At 58.5% G+C, this 25,162-nt stretch carries 19 protein-coding genes; 12 read left to right on the top strand and 7 right to left on the bottom strand.

The features are described from left to right. The first annotated feature begins 24 nt into the window (after window positions 1-24). From parE to IF654_RS20680, 5 genes are all read left to right on the top strand, one after another. The gene (gene parE, locus IF654_RS20700) at window positions 25-1,929 is read left to right on the top strand and encodes a DNA topoisomerase IV subunit B (RefSeq protein WP_047275061.1); all 1,905 of its coding nucleotides are present in this window, start codon (window positions 25-27) and stop codon (window positions 1,927-1,929) included. Then, complete coding sequence (locus IF654_RS20695; RefSeq protein ID WP_047273103.1) at window positions 1,929-2,906, top strand: esterase-like activity of phytase family protein; 978 nt, start codon at window positions 1,929-1,931, stop codon at window positions 2,904-2,906. Before parE ends, IF654_RS20695 begins: the two co-directional genes overlap by 1 nt. Then, entirely contained in the window at window positions 2,903-3,424 is a 522-nt protein-coding gene (locus IF654_RS20690) for a retropepsin-like aspartic protease family protein (RefSeq protein WP_047273104.1), read from the top strand. Before IF654_RS20695 ends, IF654_RS20690 begins: the two co-directional genes overlap by 4 nt. 11 nt (window positions 3,425-3,435) lie before the next feature. Further along, a complete protein-coding gene (parC, locus tag IF654_RS20685) occupies window positions 3,436-5,700 on the top strand; it encodes a DNA topoisomerase IV subunit A (protein ID WP_047273105.1) in 2,265 nt (754 codons plus the stop codon). Between the two features lie 180 nt (window positions 5,701-5,880). Then, window positions 5,881-6,585, top strand: a complete 705-nt coding sequence (locus tag IF654_RS20680) for a PqiC family protein (protein ID WP_169835834.1) — start codon at window positions 5,881-5,883, stop codon at window positions 6,583-6,585. 109 nt (window positions 6,586-6,694) lie between these two features. Here IF654_RS20680 and IF654_RS20675 read toward each other — a convergent pair whose 3' ends face one another. Beyond that, window positions 6,695-8,227, bottom strand: a complete 1,533-nt coding sequence (locus IF654_RS20675; RefSeq protein WP_194862104.1) for an AhpA/YtjB family protein — start codon at window positions 8,225-8,227, stop codon at window positions 6,695-6,697. A gap of 132 nt (window positions 8,228-8,359) precedes the next feature. Between IF654_RS20675 and serB the strand changes: the two genes are divergently transcribed. Beyond that, the gene (gene serB, locus IF654_RS20670; RefSeq protein ID WP_194862105.1) at window positions 8,360-9,574 is read left to right on the top strand and encodes a phosphoserine phosphatase SerB; all 1,215 of its coding nucleotides are present in this window, start codon (window positions 8,360-8,362) and stop codon (window positions 9,572-9,574) included. Window positions 9,575-9,621: 47 nt separating this feature from the next. Here the strand turns inward: serB and asd are convergent, their stop codons facing one another. Genes asd through IF654_RS20655 form a run of 3 tightly spaced genes read right to left on the bottom strand, consistent with a single transcriptional unit; the run spans window position 9,622 to window position 12,893 of the window. After that, window positions 9,622-10,473: an archaetidylserine decarboxylase gene (gene asd, locus IF654_RS20665; RefSeq protein ID WP_047275069.1), complete on the bottom strand. Its 852-nt coding sequence runs from the start codon at window positions 10,471-10,473 to the stop codon at window positions 9,622-9,624. Window positions 10,474-10,482: 9 nt separating this feature from the next. Then, window positions 10,483-11,310: a rhodanese-like domain-containing protein gene (locus IF654_RS20660; RefSeq protein ID WP_194862106.1), complete on the bottom strand. Its 828-nt coding sequence runs from the start codon at window positions 11,308-11,310 to the stop codon at window positions 10,483-10,485. A 44-nt stretch (window positions 11,311-11,354) separates the two neighbouring features. Continuing rightward, window positions 11,355-12,893 (bottom strand): HDOD domain-containing protein, encoded by a 1,539-nt coding sequence (locus IF654_RS20655; protein ID WP_047282050.1) that lies wholly within the window; start codon window positions 12,891-12,893, stop codon window positions 11,355-11,357. A gap of 165 nt (window positions 12,894-13,058) precedes the next feature. Here IF654_RS20655 and motA point away from each other — a divergent pair, with 165 nt between their 5' ends. Next, window positions 13,059-13,910, top strand: coding sequence for a flagellar motor stator protein MotA (gene motA / locus IF654_RS20650; protein WP_047273111.1), 852 nt, complete (start codon window positions 13,059-13,061; stop codon window positions 13,908-13,910). 3 nt (window positions 13,911-13,913) lie between these two features. After that, window positions 13,914-14,906 (top strand): flagellar motor protein MotB, encoded by a 993-nt coding sequence (gene motB, locus IF654_RS20645; protein ID WP_047273112.1) that lies wholly within the window; start codon window positions 13,914-13,916, stop codon window positions 14,904-14,906. 42 nt (window positions 14,907-14,948) lie between these two features. On the opposite strand, the gene rsgA is transcribed toward motB, so the two are convergent. After that, window positions 14,949-15,980: a small ribosomal subunit biogenesis GTPase RsgA gene (rsgA, locus tag IF654_RS20640; RefSeq protein ID WP_047273113.1), complete on the bottom strand. Its 1,032-nt coding sequence runs from the start codon at window positions 15,978-15,980 to the stop codon at window positions 14,949-14,951. Window positions 15,981-16,086: 106 nt separating this feature from the next. On the opposite strand from rsgA, the gene orn reads away from it, so the two are divergent. Next, window positions 16,087-16,629, top strand: a complete 543-nt coding sequence (gene orn / locus IF654_RS20635) for an oligoribonuclease (protein WP_047273114.1) — start codon at window positions 16,087-16,089, stop codon at window positions 16,627-16,629. Window positions 16,630-16,798: 169 nt separating this feature from the next. Next, entirely contained in the window at window positions 16,799-17,410 is a 612-nt protein-coding gene (locus tag IF654_RS20630; RefSeq protein ID WP_047273115.1) for a trimeric intracellular cation channel family protein, read from the top strand. Here the strand turns inward: IF654_RS20630 and IF654_RS20625 are convergent. Then, window positions 17,392-17,676, bottom strand: a complete 285-nt coding sequence (locus IF654_RS20625) for a DUF3077 domain-containing protein (protein WP_047279941.1) — start codon at window positions 17,674-17,676, stop codon at window positions 17,392-17,394. The genes IF654_RS20630 and IF654_RS20625 overlap by 19 nt on opposite strands. A 621-nt stretch (window positions 17,677-18,297) precedes the next feature. Between IF654_RS20625 and IF654_RS20620 the strand changes: the two genes are divergently transcribed. Then, window positions 18,298-19,293 (top strand): hypothetical protein, encoded by a 996-nt coding sequence (locus IF654_RS20620; RefSeq protein WP_047273116.1) that lies wholly within the window; start codon window positions 18,298-18,300, stop codon window positions 19,291-19,293. A 53-nt stretch (window positions 19,294-19,346) separates the two neighbouring features. Then, on the top strand, window positions 19,347-24,029 hold the full coding sequence (locus IF654_RS20615; protein ID WP_194862107.1) for an RHS repeat domain-containing protein: 4,683 nt from the start codon (window positions 19,347-19,349) through the stop codon (window positions 24,027-24,029). Between the two features lie 10 nt (window positions 24,030-24,039). Here IF654_RS20615 and queG read toward each other — a convergent pair whose 3' ends face one another. Continuing rightward, window positions 24,040-25,104, bottom strand: a complete 1,065-nt coding sequence (gene queG / locus IF654_RS20610) for a tRNA epoxyqueuosine(34) reductase QueG (protein ID WP_047279943.1) — start codon at window positions 25,102-25,104, stop codon at window positions 24,040-24,042. Between the last annotated feature and the right edge of the window lie 58 nt (window positions 25,105-25,162).

The following is a 25,162-nucleotide window of genomic DNA, read 5'->3' as shown; positions in this document are numbered from 1 at the left end:
ATTTACGACTGACGACGAGACCCTATGGCCACTCCCAGCGCTAGCTCTTATAACGCCGACGCCATCGAAGTCCTCTCGGGCCTCGACCCGGTGCGCAAACGCCCCGGCATGTACACCGACACCAGTCGGCCCAACCACCTGGCTCAGGAAGTCATCGACAACAGTGTCGACGAAGCCCTGGCCGGTCACGCCAAATCGGTCAATGTCATCCTGCACGCCGACCACTCGCTGGAAGTCAGCGACGACGGGCGCGGCATGCCGGTGGACATTCACCCCGAAGAGGGCGTGTCGGGCGTCGAGCTGATCCTCACCAAGCTCCACGCGGGCGGTAAGTTTTCGAACAAGAACTACCAGTTCTCCGGCGGCCTGCACGGCGTGGGGATCTCGGTGGTTAACGCCTTGTCGACCCAGGTCCGGGTCAAGGTCAAGCGTGATGGCAACGAGTACCAGATGACCTTCGCTGATGGCTACAAAGCCACCGACCTGGAAATCATCGGCACCGTCGGCAAGCGCAATACCGGCACCAGCGTCTACTTTGCGCCGGACCCGAAGTACTTCGACTCCCCCAAATTCTCGGTCAGCCGCCTCAAGCACGTCCTCAAGGCCAAGGCCGTGTTGTGCCCCGGTCTGCTGGTCACGTTTGAAGACAAAAACACCGGCGAAAAAGTCGAGTGGCATTACGAAGACGGCTTGCGTTCCTACCTGGTGGACGCCGTCAGTGAATTCGAGCGCCTGCCCGACGAGCCGTTCTGCGGCACTCTGGCGGGCAATAAAGAAGCCGTTGACTGGGCGCTGCTGTGGCTGCCCGAAGGCGGCGACAGTGTTCAGGAAAGCTACGTCAACCTGATTCCGACGGCGCAGGGCGGCACCCACGTCAACGGTTTGCGTCAGGGCCTGCTCGATGCGATGCGTGAGTTCTGTGAATTCCGCAGCCTGCTGCCGCGTGGCGTGAAACTGGCCCCGGAAGACGTGTGGGAACGCATTGCGTTCGTGCTGTCGATGAAAATGCAGGAGCCGCAATTCTCCGGCCAGACCAAAGAGCGCCTGTCGTCCCGCGAAGCGGCCGCGTTTGTCTCCGGTGTGGTCAAAGACGCGTTCAGCCTGTGGCTCAACGCGCACCCTGAACTGGGCATGCAATTGGCTGAGCTGGCGATCAACAACGCCGGTCGCCGCCTCAAGGCCAGTAAAAAAGTCGAGCGCAAGCGCATCACCCAAGGGCCGGCGTTGCCGGGCAAACTGGCTGACTGTGCGGGCCAGGACCCGATGCGCGCCGAGCTGTTTCTGGTGGAAGGCGATTCCGCTGGCGGTTCCGCCAAGCAAGCGCGGGACAAAGAGTTTCAGGCGATCCTGCCGTTGCGCGGCAAGATCCTCAATACGTGGGAAGTCGATGGCAGCGAAGTGCTGGCCAGCCAGGAAGTGCACAACATTGCCGTGGCCATCGGTGTGGACCCGGGCGCGGCCGACATGAGCCAGCTGCGCTACGGCAAAATCTGCATCCTTGCCGACGCCGACTCCGACGGTCTGCACATCGCGACGTTGCTCTGCGCTTTGTTTGTGCAGCACTTCCGGCCGTTGGTGGACGCCGGTCACGTGTACGTGGCCATGCCGCCGTTGTACCGCATCGACCTGGGCAAAGAGATTTTCTACGCCCTCGACGAGGCTGAGCGTGATGGCATTCTTGACCGTCTGGTGGCCGAGAAAAAACGCGGCAAGCCGCAGGTCACGCGATTCAAGGGGTTGGGTGAAATGAACCCGCCGCAACTGCGTGAAACCACCATGGACCCGAACACGCGTCGCCTGGTGCAGCTCACGCTGGAAGACTTCGCCGCGACCTCCGAAATGATGGACATGCTGCTGGCGAAAAAACGGGCGGGCGACCGTAAGACCTGGCTGGAATCCAAAGGCAACCTGGCGCAGGTGCTGGCCTGATGCGCAGAGCCTTGTTGGCGCTGCAGGTGCTGGCGACCCCGGTAATGGCCGAAACATGGCCAGCACTGGTGTTGCAGTCTGAGCACCCGGTGGAAGGCATGCGCGGCGGCAATCTGTCGGGGCTGGCGGTGTGCCAGGGTGAAATGTGGGCTGTGTCTGACCGCGATGATGATCAGATTTACCGGCTTGATACCCGTTATCCCGAGTGGCTGGCTGAAGCCGTGAGCCTCCATCTACCCCAGCCGCCGAAGACCGGTTTGCCGTGGGGCGTGCGCATGATGGGCAAAGCCATCAGCCCGCTGCGCGGTGGCGATCTCGATTTTGAAGGCATCACCTGCGACGCGGCGGGCAACCGTTACGTGGTCAGTGAATCCCATGCCGGTGTGGTGCTGATCGCGCCGCAGGGCAACGCCTCCTGGCTGAAAATCGACGCCGGTCTGGTGCGTCAGGCGCGGGCCAGCGGCATGCTGCTGCATTTCAATGCCTTGTTTGAAGGCATTGCGATCAACCCGCAAGGCAATCAGATCTGGCTGGCGGCAGAGCGCGAGCGCCGTGGCTTGCTGACCCTGCACAAAAAACAAAGCGTGTGGGCCTGTGAAGACAGCTGCGTAATCATGAGTGAGGCGGGGCCGCAACAGCCGCCACCGCAACTTAAGGCCAAATCGCAGGCCAAGGATTTCGCAGATCTGGCGGTGTTCGAAGGCAAGTTGTTCACCCTCGAGCGCATGGCCTATCGCGTGTGCCGCCGAACGCCTGCCACCGGGCACGTGGAGCGCTGCTGGTCGTTCGCCAATGACGCCCTGACCGCCGCGCGCCGCTACGCCTCGGCCTACGGCAATGCCGAAGCCTTGAGCGTCGACGCTCAAGGGGCCTGGATCGGTGTCGACAATGGCAACCACGTGCGTGCCGATGGCGAGGCGCGTCCGGTGGTCTACCGCTTTGCGGCGCCGCCCGGTGGTTGGGGCGCCCGGTCATGAGCCAGCAGCCACCGGGCAAGCGGGCCGGTCGTGTCTTCATGATCGTGGCCTGGTGTGCGGGCCTGTACCTGGCGACCCAGTTTTTCGGGCGCTGGGAGCAGCGTCAGGAGAACCCCAACCGCGACGTGGTTTCGGAACAGGGCGAAGGCTTCATCGACGTCAAGCTGCAAGCCAACGTGCAGGGGCACTTCGTCGCCAGCGGCCGTATCAACAACGTGCCGGTGGAATTTTTACTGGATACCGGGGCCACCGACGTGGCGGTCCCGCTGGATTTGGCCCGGCAACTGGCATTGCCCAAGGGCGTGCCCGTGACCCTGAATACCGCCAACGGGCAGGCGCAGGGCTATCGCACGCACATCGACCGCCTGCAACTGGGTGCCATTGTGTTGCGCAACGTGCGCGCAGTGGCTGCGCCGGGGCTGGACGGCGAACAGGTGTTGCTGGGTATGAGCGCTTTGAAAAAACTTGAATTCACCCAGCGCGGCGGCACCATGCTGCTGCGCCAGACAACGAACTGAATGAGGTCCGCATGAGCGACTCCCTTGATCTCAGCCTGGACGGCGTAGAACGCCGGTCACTGGCCGACTTCACCGAACAGGCCTACCTCAACTACTCCATGTACGTGATCATGGACCGGGCCTTGCCGCACATCGGCGACGGCCTCAAGCCTGTACAGCGGCGTATCGTCTACGCCATGAGCGAGTTGGGGCTGGACGCAGACGCCAAGCACAAGAAATCGGCGCGTACCGTCGGTGACGTGCTCGGCAAGTTTCACCCCCACGGCGATTCGGCCTGTTACGAAGCCATGGTGCTGATGGCGCAGCCGTTCAGCTACCGCTACACACTGGTTGACGGTCAGGGCAACTGGGGTGCGCCGGACGATCCCAAGTCGTTCGCCGCCATGCGTTACACCGAGGCGCGCTTGTCGCGTTACTCCGAAGTCCTGCTCAGCGAACTGGGTCAGGGCACGGCGGACTGGGTACCCAACTTCGACGGCACGCTGGACGAACCGGCTGTGTTGCCTGCACGTTTGCCGAATATCCTGCTCAATGGCACCACCGGCATTGCCGTGGGCATGGCCACGGACGTACCGCCGCACAACCTGCGAGAAGTCGCCACCGCTTGCGTGCGTTTGCTCGATGAGCCCAAGGCCACGGTTGAGCAACTGTGCGAACACATTCAAGGCCCGGACTACCCGACCGAAGCTGAAATCATCACCCCGCGCGCCGACCTGCTGAAGATCTATCAGACCGGTCGTGGCTCGGTGCGCATGCGCGCGGTGTATCACGTGGAAGACGGCGATATCGTCGTCACCGCCTTGCCGCATCAGGTCTCGGGCGCCAAGGTGCTGGAGCAAATTGCCGCATTGATGCAGGCCAAGCCGACCAAGCTGGCGATGGTGACTGATCTGCGTGACGAGTCGGACCACGAAAACCCGTGCCGCATCGTCATCATTCCCCGCAACAACAAGGTCGACCTCGACGAGCTGATGCAGCACCTGTTCGCCGTGACGGATCTGGAGTCCACGTTCCGCGTCAACATCAACATCATTGGCCTGGATGGCAAGCCGCAGTTGAAAAACCTGCGGGCGCTGCTGGTGGAATGGCTGGAATTTCGTATCAACACCGTGCGGCGCCGCTTGCAGTTCCGCCTCGATAAAGTCGAGCGTCGCCTGCACCTGTTGGACGGTTTGCTGACGGCTTACCTGAACCTCGATGAAGTGATTCACATCATCCGCACCGAGGAGCACCCCAAGGCTGAATTGATTGCACGGTTTGCCCTGACCGAAACACAGGCCGACTACATCCTCGACACGCGCTTGCGCCAGTTGGCCCGTCTCGAAGAGATGAAGCTGCGTGACGAACAAGATGCCCTGCGTAAAGAACAGGCCAAGTTACAAGCGCTGCTCGGCAGCGAAGCCAAGCTGAAAAAACTGGTGCGCAGCGAACTGCTGGAAGATGCCAAAACCTACGGCGATGACCGTCGTTCGCCGATCGTGGCCCGTGCAGAAGCCAAGGCTCTGTCGGAAAACGAGCTTGTCCCGACTGAGCCTGTGACCGTTGTGCTGTCTGAAAAGGGCTGGGTGCGGTGCGGTAAAGGGCATGACCTCGATGCCACCGGGCTTTCCTATAAAGCGGGTGACGGCTACAAAACCGCGGCGGCGGGGCGTTCCAACCAGTTTGCGGTGTTCATCGACTCCACCGGGCGCAGTTATTCGGTGGCGGCGCACACCTTGCCCTCGGCCCGTGGTCAGGGCGAACCGTTGACCGGTCGCCTGACGCCACCACCGGGTGCCAGTTTTGAATGCGTGCTGTTGCCTGAAGACGACGCGCTGTTCGTCATTGCCTCCGACGCGGGTTACGGCTTTGTGGTCAAGGGTGAAGACCTGCAAGCCAAGAACAAGGCGGGTAAAGCCTTGCTCAGCCTGCCCAAGGGCGCCAAGGTCATGCAGCCGCGTCCGGTCACCGACCGCGAGCATAACTGGCTGGCGGCGGTAACCACGGAAGGGCGTTTGCTGATCTTCAAGGTCAGCGACTTGCCGCAGTTGGGCAAAGGTAAAGGCAACAAGATCATCGGTATACCCGGCGATCGCGTGGCCAGTCGCGAAGAATACGTGACCGATATTGCCGTGTTGCCGGACAACGCCACGCTGGTGTTGCAGGCTGGCAAACGCAACCTGTCGCTCAAGCCTGATGACCTCGAACACTACAAAGGCGAACGCGGACGTCGAGGCAACAAATTGCCCCGTGGTTTCCAGCGCGTGGACGCGATGTTGGTAGAAACGCCCAATTAAGCCGGTTTAGAGCGCCCGATCTGCGTTTTTTCGCGTAGATCGGGTCTGCGGCGCTGGAGTCGGGCTGGATATTCGCGGATGATATGGCGCACTTGCGGCACCGCCCCTTGGCGATGTGGCCAGCGACTTTTTCGAGAATCACACTGTGGCGCGCCCGATGGCTGCCACCTGGATGGAATGATGAACGTTCTGCGCCTTCCTTTAATTGCGTTGCTGACCGGTGTGCTCGGTCTGGCGGGGTGCTCCACGCATCAGCCAGCGGCCTTGTACCAACTGGACAGCGGCACCCCCGGCCAGCCCGCGCAAAGCGCCGGCATGGCCGTGGTACTCGGCCCGGTCACCGTGGCTGACTACCTGCAACGTGAAACCCTGCTGCAACGTCAAACCGACGGCAGCCTGAGCGCGGCCACCGATGGTCGTTGGGCAGGTAGCCTGTCGGCGGATATCGATCAACTGCTGCTTCGCCAACTGGCCTGGCGTCTGGACAGCCAGCGCGTGGTATTGGCCCCGGCCCCTGCGGGCTTCGCCCCGGACGTGCAAGTGCTGTTGTCGATTACGCGTCTGGACTCTGGCAAAAATCAGCCGGCCATCCTTGATGCGCAATGGCGTCTGATTGACCGTCGCGGTCAGGTGCGTGATAACCGCATGGTGCATCTGGAAAAACAGCACGATGGCACCACGGCCTCTCAGGTCAAGGCTCAAGGCGAGTTGTTGCAACAGATGAGTCAGCAATTGGCGGTGGCCCTTAAACCCTTGGCCAACCAGCCGCCGTTGGTGGAGTCCCGCAAGCCGGAGCCAAAGCCGGCCCGCAAAGGAGAATCAGACAAGCCCCGCATTCCGATGGCTTCACCGATTCGCACAGACATGGAAGTGTTTCGCTTCTGAGTCAGTGACCACTACAAAAAAATCCCGCATCTGAGCGGGATTTTTTTGCAGGTCAAAAACCCCTCACCCAACCCTCTCCCGGATGGAGAGGGTGAGTGCGTTTGTGGATTTACCCGCGCTTCTCGTGCATGCGCGCCAATTGGCGTTCAAGCATCGACGGGTACGGTTCCATCAAGCGCTCTACACAGCACGCCCCTTCAGGGCTGGCAATCGGGCGGATGCGGGCGCGCTGGCGAATCAGCGCATCGTCACTGATCTTGCGCTCAACCAACAGCAAGTTGCGGCTGTGTTGTGACAGCGCCAGCGCGTCTTGCGCGGTTTCAGTCAGCAGCAAGTCGATCTGGCTCATGCCCGTCAGGCCTTCGCCCACCACCAGCCCCAATTGCAGCTGCAAGGTGATGCCACTGTCTGCCACTTCGATTTGCAAGGCGTGACCCAGTGCGCGCAATAGCTCACCGCAGCAAATGGCGTTGGTCAGGTAGTCGTCGCCGCTGTCTTCGCTGTGGAACAGCATCAGCGTGCTGCCATCGTTGAGCGTGTGCAGCTCGCTGTCATACAGCGAGGCGGCTTGCTCCAGGCAGTCGCGATAACGTTCCAGTAATTCGGTCAGGCGGGCGCGGGGCAGGCGACGCAGTTGATCCTGCGCACCCAGTTGCACGGCCAGCACAGCGCTCGGCTGTGGCGCGGAGGGTGCGGTCGGCTGCGGCTTGGTCAGGGTCGCCGGGGCGGCACTGCCCGTGTCGCGCAGGTCGGCAAACGGGTCTTCGTCGCTGTCGTCTTCTTCCGCATGAACCACGTGCCGCGGGGCCGCTTTGGGGGCTGGCGCAGCAGGCGCTTCGTCAAAGTCCGGGTCGCGCAGGTTGCGCACTTCGAACGAGGGCTCTGGCTCGTCGTCTTCGTAGTCGCTGTCGTCGTAATCGGGCTCAGGTTCTGGCTCGGGCTCTGGCGCAAGCGGTGCCAGGCGAGTGTGAAGCTGGCGCGCCAGATCACCGATTTCATCCTGGCGGTTGATCGCCGGGGTGTAGGGATCAGGCTCGCGCAGCCACACACGCAATTGCAACAACGGGGTGGAGATGTGACGCCCCAGACGCAGGCTCAAGGCCAGCGCCAGCGCCAGCAAAATTGCGCTGAGGATGCCCATGCTTTGCAGGCTGATGGTCATCGGTTGCTGAAACTGGTTCATGTCGAGGCTGATGCGCAGATGCCCGGCGGTCACGTCCTGGAACGTGATCTTGGTCTGGTACATGCCTTCGGCTTCGCCCAGCAGGCCGTTTTTCGGTCGCTCACCGGCTTCTGCGAGGATGCGGTTGTCAACGCTATAAATAGCCGCGTGCGCCACCAACGGGTTTTTCGTCAGGTTATTGAGCAGCACGTTGAGGCTGAGGATGTCATTGGACACCAGCAGCTCGGTGGCAGACGTCGCGGTTTGCGTGGTCAGGCTCTGACCCAGTGCGTCGGCCTGATCATGCATGGCCTGCTTGAATTGCAGGCCCATGACCACGGCGTAAATCACCAGTGCCAGGGCGACCAGAATCACGTTATGGCTGGCAATACGCAGAGCCAGCGGAATGCGGCGATCGCGCAGGGCCCGGAAGATCAGCAGGAAGAAGTTATCGGTTTTGACAGGCGATGGCCGGTTCACTGAGCGCGGCTCTTAGTCCGTTAAATTGGTGCGCAGTATAGCGAGCGGCCCACAGGCGGCAAAGCCTTGGCGATGCCCGATGGTCACTGAAAGTGGGTAGAATGCGTTTTTTTTAGCGAATGGGGGTGTGCCTTGCGCGAAATCGTCTTGATAAACATCACGGGTGAAGACCGTCCGGGTCTCACTGCGGCCATCACCGGTGTGTTGGCCAACAATGGTGTGAACATGCTCGACATCGGCCAGGCCGTCATTCATGGCGTTTTGTCGTTGGGGTATCTGGTTGAAATCGAGCAAGCCGATCAAGTGTCGGCCGTGCTCAAAGACCTGCAACCCCTGATTGCCAATGAAGGGCTGCAACTGCGTTTTGACCCCATTAGCGAAGCGCATTACCAGTGTTGGGTGAACGAACAAAGCCAGAAGCGTCACGTGGTGACATTGATGAGCCGTCAGGTCACCGCCCAGGAGCTGTTACGCGTGACGTCGGTGATCAGCCAGCACGGTTTGAACATTGAACAGACCGATCGCCTGTCCGGCCGCGTGCCGCTGGATGCGCCGACGCGTCTGAGCAAGAGCTGCATCGAGCTGCGCGTCACCGGCGAAGTGGCTGACCTTGATGCCTTGCGTGCCGAGTTCTTCGAGCTGTCGCAGGCGCTCAACATCGACATCGCGCTGCAGGAAGACACCCTGTTCCGTCGTAATCGCCGCCTGGCCGTTTTCGACATGGACTCGACCCTGATTGAAGCCGAAGTCATCGACGAACTGGCCAAAGCCGCGGGTGTGGGCGATCAAGTGGCGCAAATCACCGAACGTGCCATGGCGGGTGAGCTGGACTTCAAGGCCAGTTTCAAAGAGCGTTTGGCCTTGCTCAAGGGGTTGGACGTCGGTGTGCTGGACGCCATCGGTGCATCGCTGCGTTTGACCGAAGGCGCAGAAGTGCTGTTCGCTGAACTCAAGCGTCTGGGCTACAAAACCGCGATTCTGTCCGGCGGTTTCACCTATTTCGCCAAGCAGTTGCAGGCCAAGCTGGGCATCGACTACGTGTTCGCCAATGAGCTGGAAGTGGTGGATGGCAAAGTGACCGGCGTGGCAGTTGAGCCGATCGTTGATGCGCAGCGCAAAGCCGACTTGCTGCGCGAACTGGCGCAAAAGGAAGGTTTAAGCCTGGAGCAGACCATTGCGGTCGGGGACGGCGCCAACGATCTGGCCATGCTGGCCATCGCGGGTCTTGGGGTCGCGTTCCGTGCCAAGCCGCTGGTGAAGAAGTCGGCCAAACACGCGATTTCAACGCTGGGTCTGGATGGCGTGCTGTACCTGTTGGGTCAGCGCGACCGCAACAGCCAGGGTTAATCCGCCACTGTCGTCGCTGCCGCACCCTGCGGCAGCGACACCAGGATTTACTCGCCGATCTTCTGGCCCATCATCACCGGCGAACCCGCCGTCAGCTCTTGCGCCCATTTCACCTGTTCTGGCCCGAACAGCACGATCGCGGTCGAACCCAGTTTGAACCGGCCCAGCTCGGCGCCTTTTTCCAGATGGATCGGCGCACGCGCCGCTTCGTCATAACGAAAGGTTTTCAGCTCGCGTTTGGGCGGCGTGACCAACCCTGCGAACACCGTTTCAATCGAAGCCACGATCATCGCGCCCACCAGCACCACGGCCATCGGGCCGCGTTCGGTGTCGAAAATGCACACGGCGCGTTCGTTGCGGGCGAACAGTTCTGGCACGTTTTCAGCCGTGGTCTGGTTGACCGAAAACAGGCGGCCCGGCACGTAGATCATTTCACGCAGGGTACCGGCCAGCGGCATGTGCACGCGGTGGTAATCCTTGGGCGACAGGTAAATGGTGGCGAACTCACCGCCCATGAACTGCGAAGCCACGGCCGGATCGCCGCCCACCAGTTCCAGCACACTGTAGCTGTGGCCTTTGGCCTGAAACACCCGGCCGTGTTCAATCGCGCCCAGTTGGCTGACCGCCCCGTCGGCCGGGCTCAAAATGGCGCCTGGCGTCTGGTCCAGCGGGCGTGCGCCGTCTTTCAGGGCGCGGGTGAAAAATGCATTGAAGTGCTCGTAAGCGGTGATGTCTTCAACCAGGGCCTGAGACATGTCCACCTGATAACGCTTGGCGAACCAGGTGGTGAAGGCATTTTTGAACCAGCGCACGCGGCACTCGGCAACGCAGCCGGCCAGGCGCGACAGCAGGTGATGCGGCAACAGGTACTGACTCAGGAGAAACAAACGCTTTTTCATGACGGGTCCTTAATGTTTGGCAGGCAGTTCGACGGGAGTGTCGGGGTGGTTGCCCCATTCGCCCCAGGAGCCTGCGTAGCCTTTGACGCGCGGGTAACCGAGCGCCTTGGCCACCAGATACGTAAAGCCAGAACGATGGTGAGTCTGGCAGTGGGTAATCACTTCTTTGTCGGGCGTAATGCCCAGATCCTCAAGGATCTGCGCCATGTCCGTGCGGATGCGCAGGCTACGGGTTTTATCCATGCCTGCGGTCCATTCAAAATTTTTCGCGCCGGGGATATGACCCCCTTTGGCCGCCAGCACTTTTTCGCCGCTGTACTCAGCCGGGCTGCGAGCGTCCCAAATCGCCAGATCGGCAGCGCCCAACCGGCTTTGCAGGTATTCGCGGGTGGCAGTGGGTTCGTCGTGCAGGGTCAGCGTGACCGGTGCGTTTTTAGGCGTCGGAACCTCGTTTGATTCGCGCAGGCCATCGGCGATCCATGCGTGAATACCGCCGTCTACATAGTGATACGCCTTGTGCCCGATCACATCCAGCAGCCAGATAAAGCGGCCCGCCCAACCGCCGCCTTCATCGTCATACACCACGTAGACCGCGTCAGGGTTGTGCCCCACTTCGCTGAACAGTTTTTCGAGCGCGGCTTGAGTGGGTAATAAACCCGGAGCAGGCGGCAGGCCGAGTTGGGTGCGCTTGGGATCAACGAAGCGCGCGCCTGGCACGTGGCCTTGGGCGTAGCGTGCCTCGCTGGTCAGGTCGACAATAATCAGGTTCGCTGCGTCGAGCCGATCATGCAGGTCTTGGGGCTCAATCACCAACGGCAAGCCAGAGAAGTCAGGCATGTGAGGTCTCCAGGGCGAAAAGGGGGCGAATTGTAGCGCAAGCGTCAACGTCCGCGCGTGGTAAAGCTGTTGAGCGCTTTTTCGATGCATTGCACGGTTTTGCCGAAAGCCTGCACGGTGGTCTCAGAAAACGGCCCGCCGCCCTGATCGGCCAGCACCAGCATCACCACGCGGCCGTTGTTGCTGATCGAGCGCAACAGCAGGTGCTCGCCGGGAAACAGGCCGCGCAAACTTTTTGGCAGGACCGCTGTGATCTGCGCATTGTTTTCGGGTGTCAGGCGAAATTGCGCCGGTTGCGTCATCAAGCGTTGCAGGACAGCGCTCTGGTTAATTTGCAGGCTCAAGTCGAAGGCTGCCTTGGGCAATCCGGCAATCTGATGCACGCTCAGGCTGGTCGACGTTTTATCGGCCATCAACAGCAGCACCCGGCGCATGCCGCAGGCCACCAACGCATCGCGGGCGCAGGTGGTCAGGTGCATCGAATTGGTGAACGAACTCGGTTCGGCCAGCAGTTGCCCGCATTGCTTGCGCCACACCACCAGCGATTCGGCTGACGGCGGCGGGGCAGGCAATAAACCCCGGTGCATGCGACGCACGCCCCACGGCCACAACAGGGATTGAGCCGGGTGCCAGAGGTCGGGCATCGAGTGATAGCGCGCGCTGCTGGCCGCGTTCTGGTGAACCAGTTGTTGCAGTTCTTCCAGTGGCATTTGCATGTACAGGCTGGTCAGGTATTGCCAGCGCAAGTTGTGAGGCGTGTCCCAGGCCTGCTGGGCCGACAGGGCCAGGCCATTGGCCAGCAACACAGTGTTTGACGGCTGATTTAACCAGCGGCGCAGGGCCGGGTCAGCGTCCAGACGTTGCTGTTGACGCAAACGATGATGATTGTCGCGGGCGATATGCAACACCCTGACCAGGGTGCGCTGTTCGTCGGTGATGACGGCGTAACCTTGCAGCACCCATTCGGGCAGTCGCCATAATTGCGCCAGCGCGCGGCATATTTCAAACAGGCGCACGCCGAACAGTGTGAGTTCAACTTTGCTTGCGCATTCACCTTTATGAATCACCCGCAGTTCCCACTCTTCGAGCTGTTCGGGGTGAGTGAGTGCCATGGCCCACAGCGGCGACAGAAACAGCAGGCTGCCCCAATAGATTTCTTGCCACAGGCGCGCCAGGCGATTGCCAAACAGGCCGCTGGCTTGTTGCGCAGCGTGCTGGCTAATCAGTTGAATCTGGCGAAAAGCCTGCGGGATTTCTTCCCACGGCAACGCGGGCAGGCGTTCAAGCAGTTCTTGTGTGCGGGCCAGCCCCAGGCGGTTGATCGCTACCTCCAGGCTCTCGGCCGGCTCGCTCAAACTGCCGTGCGTGTGGTGATTGGCGTCGCGGATCAAGCTCAGTGCCAATGCAGGACTGTCTTGCATCAGCTCGGCAATGTCGCGTAACGAGCGGCGATTGTCGTTGATTGCCTTGCAGACGCGCTCGTGGCTGTCTTGCGGGATGGGCAGGCGAACAGCGTCGAGCTGCTTGACCCACGCATCGAGGGTATTGGGGATTGGAGTCGCGTTGCCGGTTTCATTAGCCATGATGGGAGAGTGGTCATCATCCATTGTTTACACGCCCGGAGCGGGCCCAACTGGCTTTTCGCCTTTATGGCCTATAGTCTGGCGCAGTTTTGCCGATAAGTAGAAGAAGAGTTTTTTAACTCTCGAATATGACCTTGAACCCGACGCAGAAGTACCTGAATTCCTATGGCTAAAATTATCGGCATCATTGTCGTGTTCGCGAGCGTGCTCGGCGGATACGTGCTTTCCCACGGCAAGATCGGGGCGCTGATTCAGCCGTTCGAGGTCTTGATTATCGGCGGGGCGGCGTTTGGTGCGTTCCTGCAGGCGAACCCCGGCTACATGACCATGCACGTGATCAAAAAATCGCTCGGCATGTTCGGTTCGCGCTTCACCCACACGTTCTACCTGGAAGTGCTGGGGCTGGTTTACGAGATCCTCAACAAAAGCCGTCGCGAAGGCATGATGGCCATCGAAGGCGACATTGAAGACGCCGCGGCCAGCCCGATCTTCGCCAAATACCCTTCCGTGCTCAAAGATGACCGCATGACCGCGTTTGTTTGCGATTACTTGCGCATCATGTCGTCGGGCAACATGGCGCCCCACGAACTCGAAGGCTTGTTTGACATGGAACTGTTCAGCCTTAAAGAAGAGCTTGAGCACCCGTACCACGCCGTGACCGGGATTGCTGATGGCATGCCGGGCTTCGGTATTGTGGCTGCGGTACTGGGTATCGTGGTGACCATGGCTTCGCTGGGCGACGGCGATCAGGCGATGATCGGCGTGCACGTGGGTGCGGCGCTGGTCGGTACGTTCTTCGGTATTTTGGCGGCCTACGGTTTCTTCGGCCCGCTGGCGACCTCGCTCTCCCACGATGCGAAAGAAGAACTCAACGTGTACGAATCCATCAAGGCGTCGCTGGTCGCTTCGGCCTCGGGCATGCCGCCGTCGCTGGCGGTCGAGTTCGGTCGTAAAGTGCTGTATCCCAAGCACCGTCCGAGCTTTGCCGAGCTGGAACAAGTAGTCCGCGGTCGCTGATCCATGGAAAACAATCAGCCAATCATCATCAAGCGCGTCAAGCGCTTCGCGGCGGGCCACCACGGTGGCGCCTGGAAAATTGCGTTCGCTGACTTTGCTACGGCGATGATGGCGTTCTTCCTGGTGCTGTGGCTGATGTCCACAGCCACCCCGGAACAGAAAATCGCCATTGCCGGTTACTTCAAAGACCCGATCGGGTTCACCGAAACCGGCACGCCGTACATCATCGATTTGGGAGGCACGCCGACCCTGGCGCCGGACACCACCCTCAATCCTGAAGAAAAAATGCAGCCTCAGCCCGACAAGATCACGGTCGACACCGATCAGGTCGAAGGCATGGCCGAGCAAGTCGAGAAAGAACGACTCGAACTGCTGCTTCAGGAGTTGCAGAACAAGGTCGAAGAAAACCCGCAATTGCGCAAATTCAAAGACCAGCTGTTGTTCGAAATCACGCCTGACGGCCTGCGCATCCAGATCATGGACGCGGAAAACCGTCCGATGTTCGACGTCGGCAGTGCGCGCCTCAAGCCTTACTTCGAAGACATATTGCTGGCCATGGCGGACACCATCAAAGCCGTGCCGAACAAAGTCAGCATCAGCGGGCACACCGATGCCACGCCGTATGCCAGCGATGCGGAGTTCGGTAACTGGGAATTGTCGGCCAACCGCGCAAACGCAGCGCGCCGGGCATTGATCGCGGGCAGTTATCCACATGATCAGGTCGCGCGGATTGTGGGTTACGCCTCGTCGGTGCTGTTCGACAAGGTCAACCCGCTGAACCCGATCAACCGCCGCATCGACATCGTGGTGTTGACGAAGAAAGCGCAGCAGGCGATTGAAGGTGAACAGGGCACCGAGATGGCCACGCCGCAGGCGCCGACCACTCCGATTGACCCGATCACCCTGCCGGCTGACCAAGTGCCACCCGCCATGCATGAAGAACGGGAAAAACTGAACCTGTTTGATGACAAGGCGCCAGCAACACCGAAGCCTTGATGCCGCATGCCTTCACCCTCGCTCAGAGGGTGAAGGCATCGTTCAGTAACTCGACTCAGGCAGGCTGGCGATGATCGAACGGTAGCTGTTCATGCGTTGCTGCTGCACGCGGCCATCTTCCAGCGCCATCAGCAAGGCACAGCCCGGCTCGCGGTCGTGCTTGCAGTCGCGGAAACGGCAACGGCCGATCAAATCGTGGAACTCGATAAACCCGGCTTCCACATCCGCCCGGCTCACGTGGCCCAGGCCAAACTCGCGAATACCGGGTGAGTCGATCAGCTCGCCGCCGCCCGGGAAGTGGAACAACCGCGCCGTGGTCGTGGTGTGCGTGCCCTGACCGGAAATTTCGGACAGCGGTCCGACCCGCAGGTTGACCTCGGGCAGCAAGCTGTTGACCAGCGATGACTTGCCCACGCCCGACTGACCCACAAACACACTGATGTGCCCGTCCAGCTTGGCTTGCAACTGCTGCATGCCGTCGCCGTGATGTGCGGACACTTCCAGCACCGGATAACCCAGCTGACGATAAACGCCCAGCAACGCATTCAGCGCTGGGGCGTTTTGCTCGTCAATCAGGTCGGCTTTATTGAGCAACAGCAACGGACGAATCCCCGCGTGCTCGGCGGCTACCAAATAGCGGTCGATCAAGTTGGCGTGTGGCTCGGGCATCGGCGCGAACACAATCACAATCATGTCGACGTTGGCGGCAACCGGCTTGAGCTGGCCACGGCTGTCTGGGCGGCACAGTTCGGTTTTGCGGGGCAACTGGGCGACGATCACGCCAATCCCTTGGTTGCCCGCGCGCCATACGACGGTGTCACCGGTCACCAGGGCTGGCAGGTTGGCACGCAAATGGCACCGGAACATCTGGCCTTTGAGCTCGCCTTCCTGGGCCTCGACTTCGACCTGCACACCGAAGTGCGCGATCACCAGACCGAGTTGCTCGGGGCCCAGATCGCCCCCTTCAAGCGCTTCGACGGCACTGGATTCGCGTTTGGCGGCGCGGGCAGCGCGCTCGCCCTGGATCTTTTCGATGCGCCAGTTTTGGCGACGGTTGAGCTGGCGTTTGGCCATGGGTGTTCCGTGTTGATAAAACGATAAGGAGGGTAAAACGCTGGCGAGTTTAGCACGTGGGCTGCGTGCCTAAGCTAAACTGCGCGACTAAGCCCAGGAGCCTTCTATGCAAAACCCACAGAATTTGATTTGGATTGACCTGGAAATGACCGGTCTGGACCCAGACAACGACGTCATTATCGAAATGGCCACCATTGTCACCGACAGCAACCTCAACACCCTGGCTGAAGGCCCGGTCATCGCCATCCACCACAGCGACGACGTACTGGCGCGCATGGACGAGTGGAACACCCGCACCCACGGTCACAGCGGCCTGACCCAGCGCGTCAAAGACAGCACCACCAGCATGGCCGAGGCCGAGGCACAGACCATTGCCTTCCTCGAACAATGGGTGCCTAAAGGCAAGTCGCCGATCTGTGGCAACAGCATCTGCCAGGACCGTCGCTTTCTTTATACCCACATGAAAACCCTGGAAAGCTACTTTCATTACCGCAACCTTGACGTCTCGACGCTCAAGGAACTGGTGGCTCGCTGGGCACCCGAAGTGCGCGACAGCCTGGTGAAAAAAGGCACGCACCTGGCGCTGGACGACATCCGCGAGTCGATTGCCGAGTTGCAGCACTACCGCAAACACTTCATCAAGTTCTGAAACGCGTGCCGGTCGCCGCTGCCGCCGGCTGCTAAGGGCGCAGCGGCAACCCGTTTTCAGCGGTGGCGTGGCCTGCCGACAACCTTTACAACAGTCGTGCCCACGCCGCCCCCTTTTGGTGCCCGCGCCAACTGAGTAGACTGCGCGCCTTATTGCAAGGAACGCCGCCATGTTGCTGATGCTCTATTTAGTTGCCATTACTGCCGAAGCCATGACCGGGGCGCTGTCTGCCGGGCGTCGGGGCATGGACTGGTTTGGTGTGGTACTGATTGCGTGCGTCACGGCGCTCGGTGGCGGCTCGGTGCGCGACATGCTGCTCGGTCACTACCCGCTGACTTGGGTCAAACACCCGGAATACCTGGTCCTGACCACGTTTGCTGCGCTGGTCACGATCTTCATTGCCCCCTTGATGCGTCACCTGCGCTCACTGTTTTTGGTGCTCGATGCGCTGGGGCTGGTGGCTTTCACCCTGATCGGCTGCATGACCGCGCTGGAAATGGGCCAGGGCATGCTGGTCGCGTCCGTCAGTGGTGTGATTACCGGTGTGTTTGGCGGCATCCTGCGAGACATCTTCTGTAACGACATCCCGCTGATCTTCCGCCGTGAGCTTTACGCCAGCGTTTCATTTGCGGCTGCGTGGTGCTTTTTGCTGTGTACTTACTGGAACATGCCCAACGAGCAGGCAATTTTCGTCACCTTGTTCGGTGGGCTTTTGTTGCGCCTGTTGGCAATCCGCTTTAACTGGGAAATGCCCAAGTTCGTCTACAACGACGCGCACTGAGTCGGCTGTACACCTGCCAAGAGCGCGTCGACCACGGCGCGCGCCATCTCTACGTTATGAATCACGCTCCACAACCGTTCAGCTTCAAAGCGGCTGAGGTGGGAGCTGATGTCGTCGGCGTTCAATTCTGCCCCTTTGAGCAACAACGAGACCTGCTGCAAGGCTTCCTGAGCCGTGACGCCGGGGTTGATGCTGAATAAGGACGAGCCGCAATGGGCCGTGGTGTGCAGGGAATGGAGGGGTGGGTCGGGGACGATTGTTTTCATCGATTTGTGCCCACATTCAAGTTGGAAGAGCTGCTGCAGTTTCGCGGTCAATCGAAAGGTGGCAGTTGTGTGCAGGTTGACAGACCGGGGAGAACAACCAATACCCGGCGCACCCGAAAGTGCCCCGCACACAACGGCCATGACACGGTGAAATGTGGCTAGCGGTTGCCTTACTCGTCCTCATGCGGTCTGTCAAACCCGGTCACTGATCTCTGCGAGACTATCCGCGCATTTCAAATGCCACAAGGCGGTGCGGTTTTTCAAGGAAACATCCCGCAAATGAAAACGACGATGCAGGTGCAGACGTTGCAATTTGTGTGGGAAATTTTTCTAACTTAACGCTCTTTTTGTAGGCGAAAGTTTACCCGTCATGCGGATTTAAATATTCCCTGTGTGCGACAGTGCATCACTCACCTGTCCTGATAATAGTTTTCTGAATTGAATGTTCTTATTTAGGGGGCGTGAACGGTTTCGCTAGCGGAGCAACTTAATTTGATGCGATTGCGGAGAATCAGCCTACAGCTTGTAGAGAACATACGGTTCTCTGTTGTTGAGTGGCTGAGCTAATCTGCAAAGGCATGGAAGGATCTGTGCGATCAAAATTAGACAGGGAGCTTACGTGTGAATGAATTATTAAAGGATAGTGCTGCTGTCGATGTGGGCGACATTGCAGGGGTTTCAAAGTTAAGTGTGGTTTTTGACTCGCATCCCAATAATGTGTCTAAAAAAATTTATGCGAATGAAAGGATGCAAGCGCGAATCACCGTATTAATAAGCTGCATCGATAACAATGGGCGTGATGTTCGCCCTTCGGATGACATGCTTAAAAGCCTTAAACTGATTCACTATCACGGTGGGCATGATCTTGGGTCGCAGTGGATGGTCCGTGAAGTGCCCAACCAATACAGGCATGACATCTCAGGCGCGGGAGGGCGTCAGCGTCGTCACGCCAGCGATGAAGATGAAAACGGGGTGGTGGTTGAGCGCTGGATCAGCTGTAATCAATTGGATGAAACCAGGATAGCTGCCGCTATTACCCTCCCCAATGGTCAGGTGGTGAAAAGCAATAACCCTCACTCTTTAATAGGGGGCAGTGACAGTTCAGTGACATTGGAGGCGATTGCCCCAGTTCGCTATGGCCCTGAGTATTTCCGATTGGAGAAAGTTGCTGAGCCCGCGGACCGAGGACACAAAATTTACAAGTGGTATTTGGGATTGCGTGTGGGCGCAAGCAATATTGCCCTTCAAGACTGGATTACTAAAGATATAGAGGTATTTAGAGGGCAGCCATTTTACTGCGATTCTTGGACGGGAGGCACCATCAACTCTCCCTTGTATGTTGTGGCTACTCTCACTCCCACCGAGAACAAGCAGCTTCATGTCTGGCTGCCTACAGACTCGGCAGACCATTCAGGGCGTTTCAGACAGAACTACATCGTTGATGTGAATGACAGGGCTGGAGAGTTAACCATTGTTCAAGGGCTTTCTGGATGGGGAGATCGAACTCGTCCGGCGAAAAAAAATCCTTGTTTCATCACCGTTATTGACGAGTACGGGACGGAACATGCGCTGCATATTGTCGTTAATGAGTATGAGCAAGGCTTCGAGTTGAAATGACGAAAAGGGGGCGTTCTATTCGCGTGATATATAAAATTTGAAAGGGGTGCGTAATGCCAGTTACGGAAAATAGCGACATTTATTCAAATGCTTTTAACTTTGATAGTTTCCTGTCGGGAGGTGTGGATCCTCGCACAGGTATTTACAGTTGTAGATTGTCGTTGGGCAACGTCCATTCTCATGCGCTCAATGGTCCAGCCCTGCCACTGAGCCTTCACTTCAACCCGCTTAATTCCGTTGATCGCGGTTGTGGTCTCGGCTGGACGCTGGCGGGTACGCGTTATGATCGGACAGCTAAAACGCTATCGCTGGCAGGCGGAGAAACCTATAAAACGCAGGAGTTACCGTCCAGGGTTCTGCTGACGGATCAAAAACTTGAGCGCCACAAATTGCTTGTAATAGGGGAAAACCGCTTCCTCTTGTCCGCTCAAAATGGCCAACGTGAAGAACTGGCCATGATGGGGCTCAGCAACGTTGCAGTGACGCAACGAATATGGAGTGCCAACGGGGCAAGTCTTGAACTGGCGTACACGCTTTATAACGGTCATCCGATGCTCAGCGAGGTGCGCGATAGCCGTCGCACGCTGTTGTCGATCACGCGTACGGGCGCTGGATTAGAGCTCAAGCGCTTTCCCGGTTCCGCTGAGGAAGCCACTTTCGTTATTCATTTAGTTAATAACCGCCTCTCAAGTATTACTTTGCCCGAGGGGGGGCGATGGGAAATACGTTATCTGGTTCTCGACGGGTTGGCCTATGTGTCGCGCTTGTACTCACCCTTGGGAGCCGTTGAGCATATAAGTTACAAAAAAAGGGGGCTGCGCTTTCCTGAGGGGAGCGGCATGCCTGCAATGGCTTCGGTGGCAACACATGCTGTATTCCCGGGTCATGGGCAGCCCTTCATTCACAAGCGCTTCAGCTTTTCAGATACCAACTTTCTAGGCTTTGGGGCGGCCGGTTTCTCATCTGAAACGTCTGGCGACAGGCTGTACAAAGTTGTTGGAGATTACAGCTATGCATCGACCGAAACCCTGATGTCAGGGAGTGAGGTGCACAGTGAAACAGTGCGCACCTTCAACAAGTTTCATTTGCTGGACGCTGAAGTGACTCAGTGCGGTGCCAAAAAAATATCCGAGCGGGTGGATTATCACACTGAGCCAGGCAAGTGCTTCAGGGACCAGCCCGCTCAATGTCGACTGCCAAAGCGCTCGCTGAAGCGCTACGAGGATGTCAAGACAGGCACTTTGCGTGAAGAGGTCACACAGTTTGAATTCGACGCATATGGCAATGAAGTCAAACGTATAACGCCTGATGGCCTTACCACGCTGACAGACTATTTCCCCAGCGAAGGTGCTGACGATTGCCCGGCGGACCCTTTAACGTTTGTACGATTCCCACGTCAAAAAACGGTTTTCTCTGGCACCCACGCGCAAGACCCTCATCACATCACACGATTTCGGTATACCGCCTTACCGTTGCTGGAGGGCTCGACAGTTGCTTCGGTTGTTCCCGTGCGCGAGCAGTTTTTTGTACGTGTGGGTGAAACCGAGGTTCTGCATGAACAAACCGATTATGAATACGCCGCAACACCTCAGGATCCCACTCTGCATGGTCGCCAAGTAGCCAAAACTTCGACCCTCAACGGCTTGGCTACCAAAGAAACGAGTAACTACTCCATCAGTCATCAAGCAGTGACGGTAGAAACTGTACTGACGGGCCATGACGAAAGCCGCGCAACGGACCGCGTTGTTTACTGCGCATTTACGGGAGCATGTTTATCGCGTAGCGAAGAGGACAAGGCGCCTGTCGAATATGAATATGACGCGTTAGGGCGGGTGATACGCGAAACCGTTTCCAAGGCTTCATCCTACGAAGCCTCAAAAACACGGACTTACCAGCTTCCCCAATCCGAGTCGCAGTACCCTACGCTCCTCATTACTGATGTCAATGGTATGCAGCAGCGAGTGACATACGACGGTATTGGCCGTGTCTGCACGATCGAGGAACAAGACGTAGAAAGTACTTCGACCGAACAGCCACTGCGGCTCATCAAGCGCAACCAGTACAACAGCCTGGGTCAGCTTCAGAGCGAAACTGTGACAGACTGGCTGGGAGGCACGCCGTTGGTGCTTCAGACACGCTATGTCTATGACGATTGGGGGCAGGTCAAAACAACGCTGCACCCTGATGGTGTGCAGGCGCATGTCGAGCGATCCCCCGAAGATTTATCGGAGGTCTGCTGGAGGCAGGGGCAAGGTAAAACGGTCACGTTCTTTAATACCCATGGCAAGCCTGTCAGCGTGGAGACCTTCGACTTGCAGGGCGTTAGCCAGTCCAAAACGACCCATGTCTACGATGGCTTTGGCCGATGCATCCGGCAAACAGACCCCGAAGGCAATGAGACAGCATTTGAGTACGACGCCTTTGGGCGCCTCTGTCGAAGCACTTTGCCCGACGCGACGGTTGTAGAAACCCGGTATGCCTTGTTCAGTAGCGAGGAACTGCCGGTGCAAGTTCAAGCGGCTAACAAAGTGATCGGCACCCAGACATTCGATGGCTTGGGCCGTTTGGTCGCAAGCAACACAGGGGGGCGGAAAACGACCTATGAATATGCACCGGGTAGCTCACTTCCACGCGCAGTCACTCGACCTGATGGTCAGCGCAGCACACGTGACTATGAGGCGCAGCTTGATGGCGCTGTGGTCGGACGTACGAGCGCGAATCAAACCGCCGTTTATGGTTATGACCCCCGCTCCGGATTGCTCACTCGCGCCAGCGAACAGGGACGAACCAGCACCTATGAATACTCCCGTGCGGGAAGGCTAAAGCGCGAACAATGGGCCTTGGCGGGGCAGTTGTACGAGGCTTTCTACACCTACTCTCTGGGGGGGCGCGTGCTGAGCCAGATCGGTGTAGACGGTTCGCGAAGCGAACATGGTTATGACGCATTTGGCCGGTTGAAAACCATGAGTAACGGTGCCTTAAAGGCTGAATGCGAGTACAACGCCCTGGGGCAGATGCACATCATCAAAGCCAGTGATGCAGCGCACCAACAGCTCATAACGACCTTGAATTATGACGAGCTGGGAAGGGAAGTGCAGCGCGTGGTGCGCGCCAATGGCATCGAGAAATTCACTCTGAAAACCCGTTACACCCGTGCCAGTAAAGTTGCTCAGCGCAGCCTGTTGAGTAACGGGGTCGTCCTGCGCGATGAGCATTTCGACTATGACCGTCGGGGACGACTTATTCATTACCGGTGTAATGGCTCCCAGCGTCCCTGTAACCCGCTCGGGAAAGAAATTGTGGCCCAGCGCTTCGAATTTGATGCCTGGGACAACATTGTGTTGCTGCAGACAGACTTTGAGGGCGGTCAAAACACTACGACCTACACCATGAGCGAGAGTGATCCGACGCAGTTGATCAAGGTTGAGCACTCTCATGCGGACTATCCAGCGGCGGTTACATTGCGCTATGACGCCAATGGGCATCTGATTCTGGATGCTGCCGGTCGGACGTTGAGTTATGACGGCCTGGGTCGTCTCACACAGGTGTCGCTGGCGGTTAATGCTGCCGTTCGCAAGTACGGCTACGACGCGGGGGATCGGTTGGTTGAGGTGATCGATAGCGACACGGCGCCCAGGCATTTTTTTTACCGTGATGACTGTTTGGTCAATGAAGTGAAAGGCTCGGATACCAAGACGTTTTTCCGTATGGGAAATACGCTGCTGGGGCAGGAGGAGCAAGGGGCAGCGGTACGTACAGTCTTATTGGCGGGTGATTCACAGAAAACCGTATTGGGTGCCTCTGTGACTGATCATTTTTCTTCGGTTGCGTATGACCCTTATGGCAACCGGTCGATGCAGGGTGATGTGCTGACCGGGCTCGGTTTCAATGGCGAGCGGCTTGACTCGGTGACTGAGTGCTACCTGTTGGGCAATGGCTATCGGGCTTACGATCCGTTGCTGATGCGTTTTCAAAGTCCGGACAACCAGAGTCCGTTTGGAGCCGGAGGGTTGAATCCCTATGCCTATTGTTTGGGTGATCCGATCAATCGAAGCGATCCTACAGGGCATTCCGTTTGGGAAGCTCTGCTAGGCGCCGGTATGGCCGCGCTGGGTATCCTGGCAAGTATTGCAACTTTTGGTGCGGCTACACCGCTGGCAATCGCGGGACTGGTGGCGGGCGTGACCAGTGGCATCGCAGGGATTGCCAGTGCTGTATTCCAAGGGGCCTGCCCGGAGTCAGGTGCAGGCGAAATATTGGGTTATGTAAGTCTGGGGCTTGGGCTTCTATCAGTGGGTATAGGCCTTGCCGCCATGGGCAAAGCTTTCAGCCATGTTGGTAATCGTTTGCACGATGCCTTTAAGAGTGGGCTCGATGGAAAAGGGGCGCTGAAGGCCGGAAAGGCAATGGCAAAAGGTGCCAAAGGGAAAACGATTGCACCCACCGTCAAATGGAAGGTTATTGCGCCCAAGCCGAAAAATATACGTTCAGATTTGAGTGAGAGTGCCCTGAATGACTATCAGCGTTTTGTTAGAAGTATTGAAGAGCAGAATTTACACCCGGGTATAGCCGCGCAAAAACTGGGTGACGCCAAGTACACAAGAATGAGTGGCACGGCTAAAAACATACATCAATATGAGATTCGAATAGGTGGAAAGGACCGCGTGACGTTTTTATTGCACAAGGATTCAGTAGAAATACTCCAGGTGGGCGGGCACGCTCTGATGAAGAAGTAAGCCCAAACCCCTAACGCGCCGCGTGCTGATCAAGCGCCCACTGCACATGCTCCTGCACCAGCTCTGACGGGTAATCGCGGCGTGCCTTCAATGCTTCCAGCACAGGAATGGTCGACGGCGCATTGCCCAGTCCCACGGCCAGATTGCGCAGAAAACGCTCATAACCGGCGCGGCGAAGCGGCGAGCCTTCTGTGCTGCTGAGGAACGTGGCTTCATCCCACATGAACAGTTGCGCCAGTTCGGCGTTGTCCAGATTGTGCCGTGGTTTGAAGTCACCTTCGGCCGTGGTACGGGCGAAGCGGTTCCACGGGCACACGATCTGGCAGTCATCGCAACCAAACACCCGATTGCCGATCATGGCCCGCAGTTCGACCGGGATGGCGCTCTTGAGCTCAATCGTCAGGTATGAAATACACCGCCGCGCATCCAGCACATACGGCCCGACAAACGCATTGGTCGGGCAAATGTCCAGACAGGCTGTGCAGCGCCCGCAATGCTCGGTTCCGTGGGGCTCATCTTCGGGCAGCGCCAGGTCGACGAACAGTTCGCTCAAAAAGAAGTAACTGCCTGCCTTGCGATTGAGCACTAAGGTGTTCTTGCCGATCCAGCCTAAACCGGCCTTTTGTGCGATGGCTTTTTCCAGCACCGGGGCGCTGTCGACGAAAGCGCGAAAGCCGAACGGGCCGATCTGGGCTTGAATACGGTCTGCCAGTTGTTGCACGCGCTTGCGGATCAGCTTGTGGTAATCACGCCCCAGTGCGTAACGCGACACGTAGGCTTTTTCAGGCTGGGCCAGTAAGTGCGCCATGTGCGTGTCGCCGGGCAGGTAGTCCATGCGCAGCGAGACCACGCGCAAGGTGCCGGGTACCAGCTCTTCGGGGTGCGAGCGTTTGCTGCCGTGGGCGCCCATGTAGTCCATTTCGCCGTGGTAGCCCGCCGCGAGCCAGCGTTCGAGGTGTTGCTCGTGCTCCCCCAAGTCGAGGCCGGCAATGGCGACTTGTTGAAAGCCCAGCTCGCGGCCCCATTCCTTAATGGATTGAGCGAGAGCGGGCAGGTCGACAGTATTAGCAGGCATGAGGCAAGAGAAACCGGGGCTGAGATGCGTATAATTCTGCCAGACATCGGAGCCCGAC

This window comes from Pseudomonas lundensis (assembly GCF_015377145.2).
GTDB classification, from domain to species: domain Bacteria; phylum Pseudomonadota; class Gammaproteobacteria; order Pseudomonadales; family Pseudomonadaceae; genus Aquipseudomonas; species Aquipseudomonas lundensis.
This window is presented reverse-complemented; position numbering and strand designations above follow the sequence as displayed.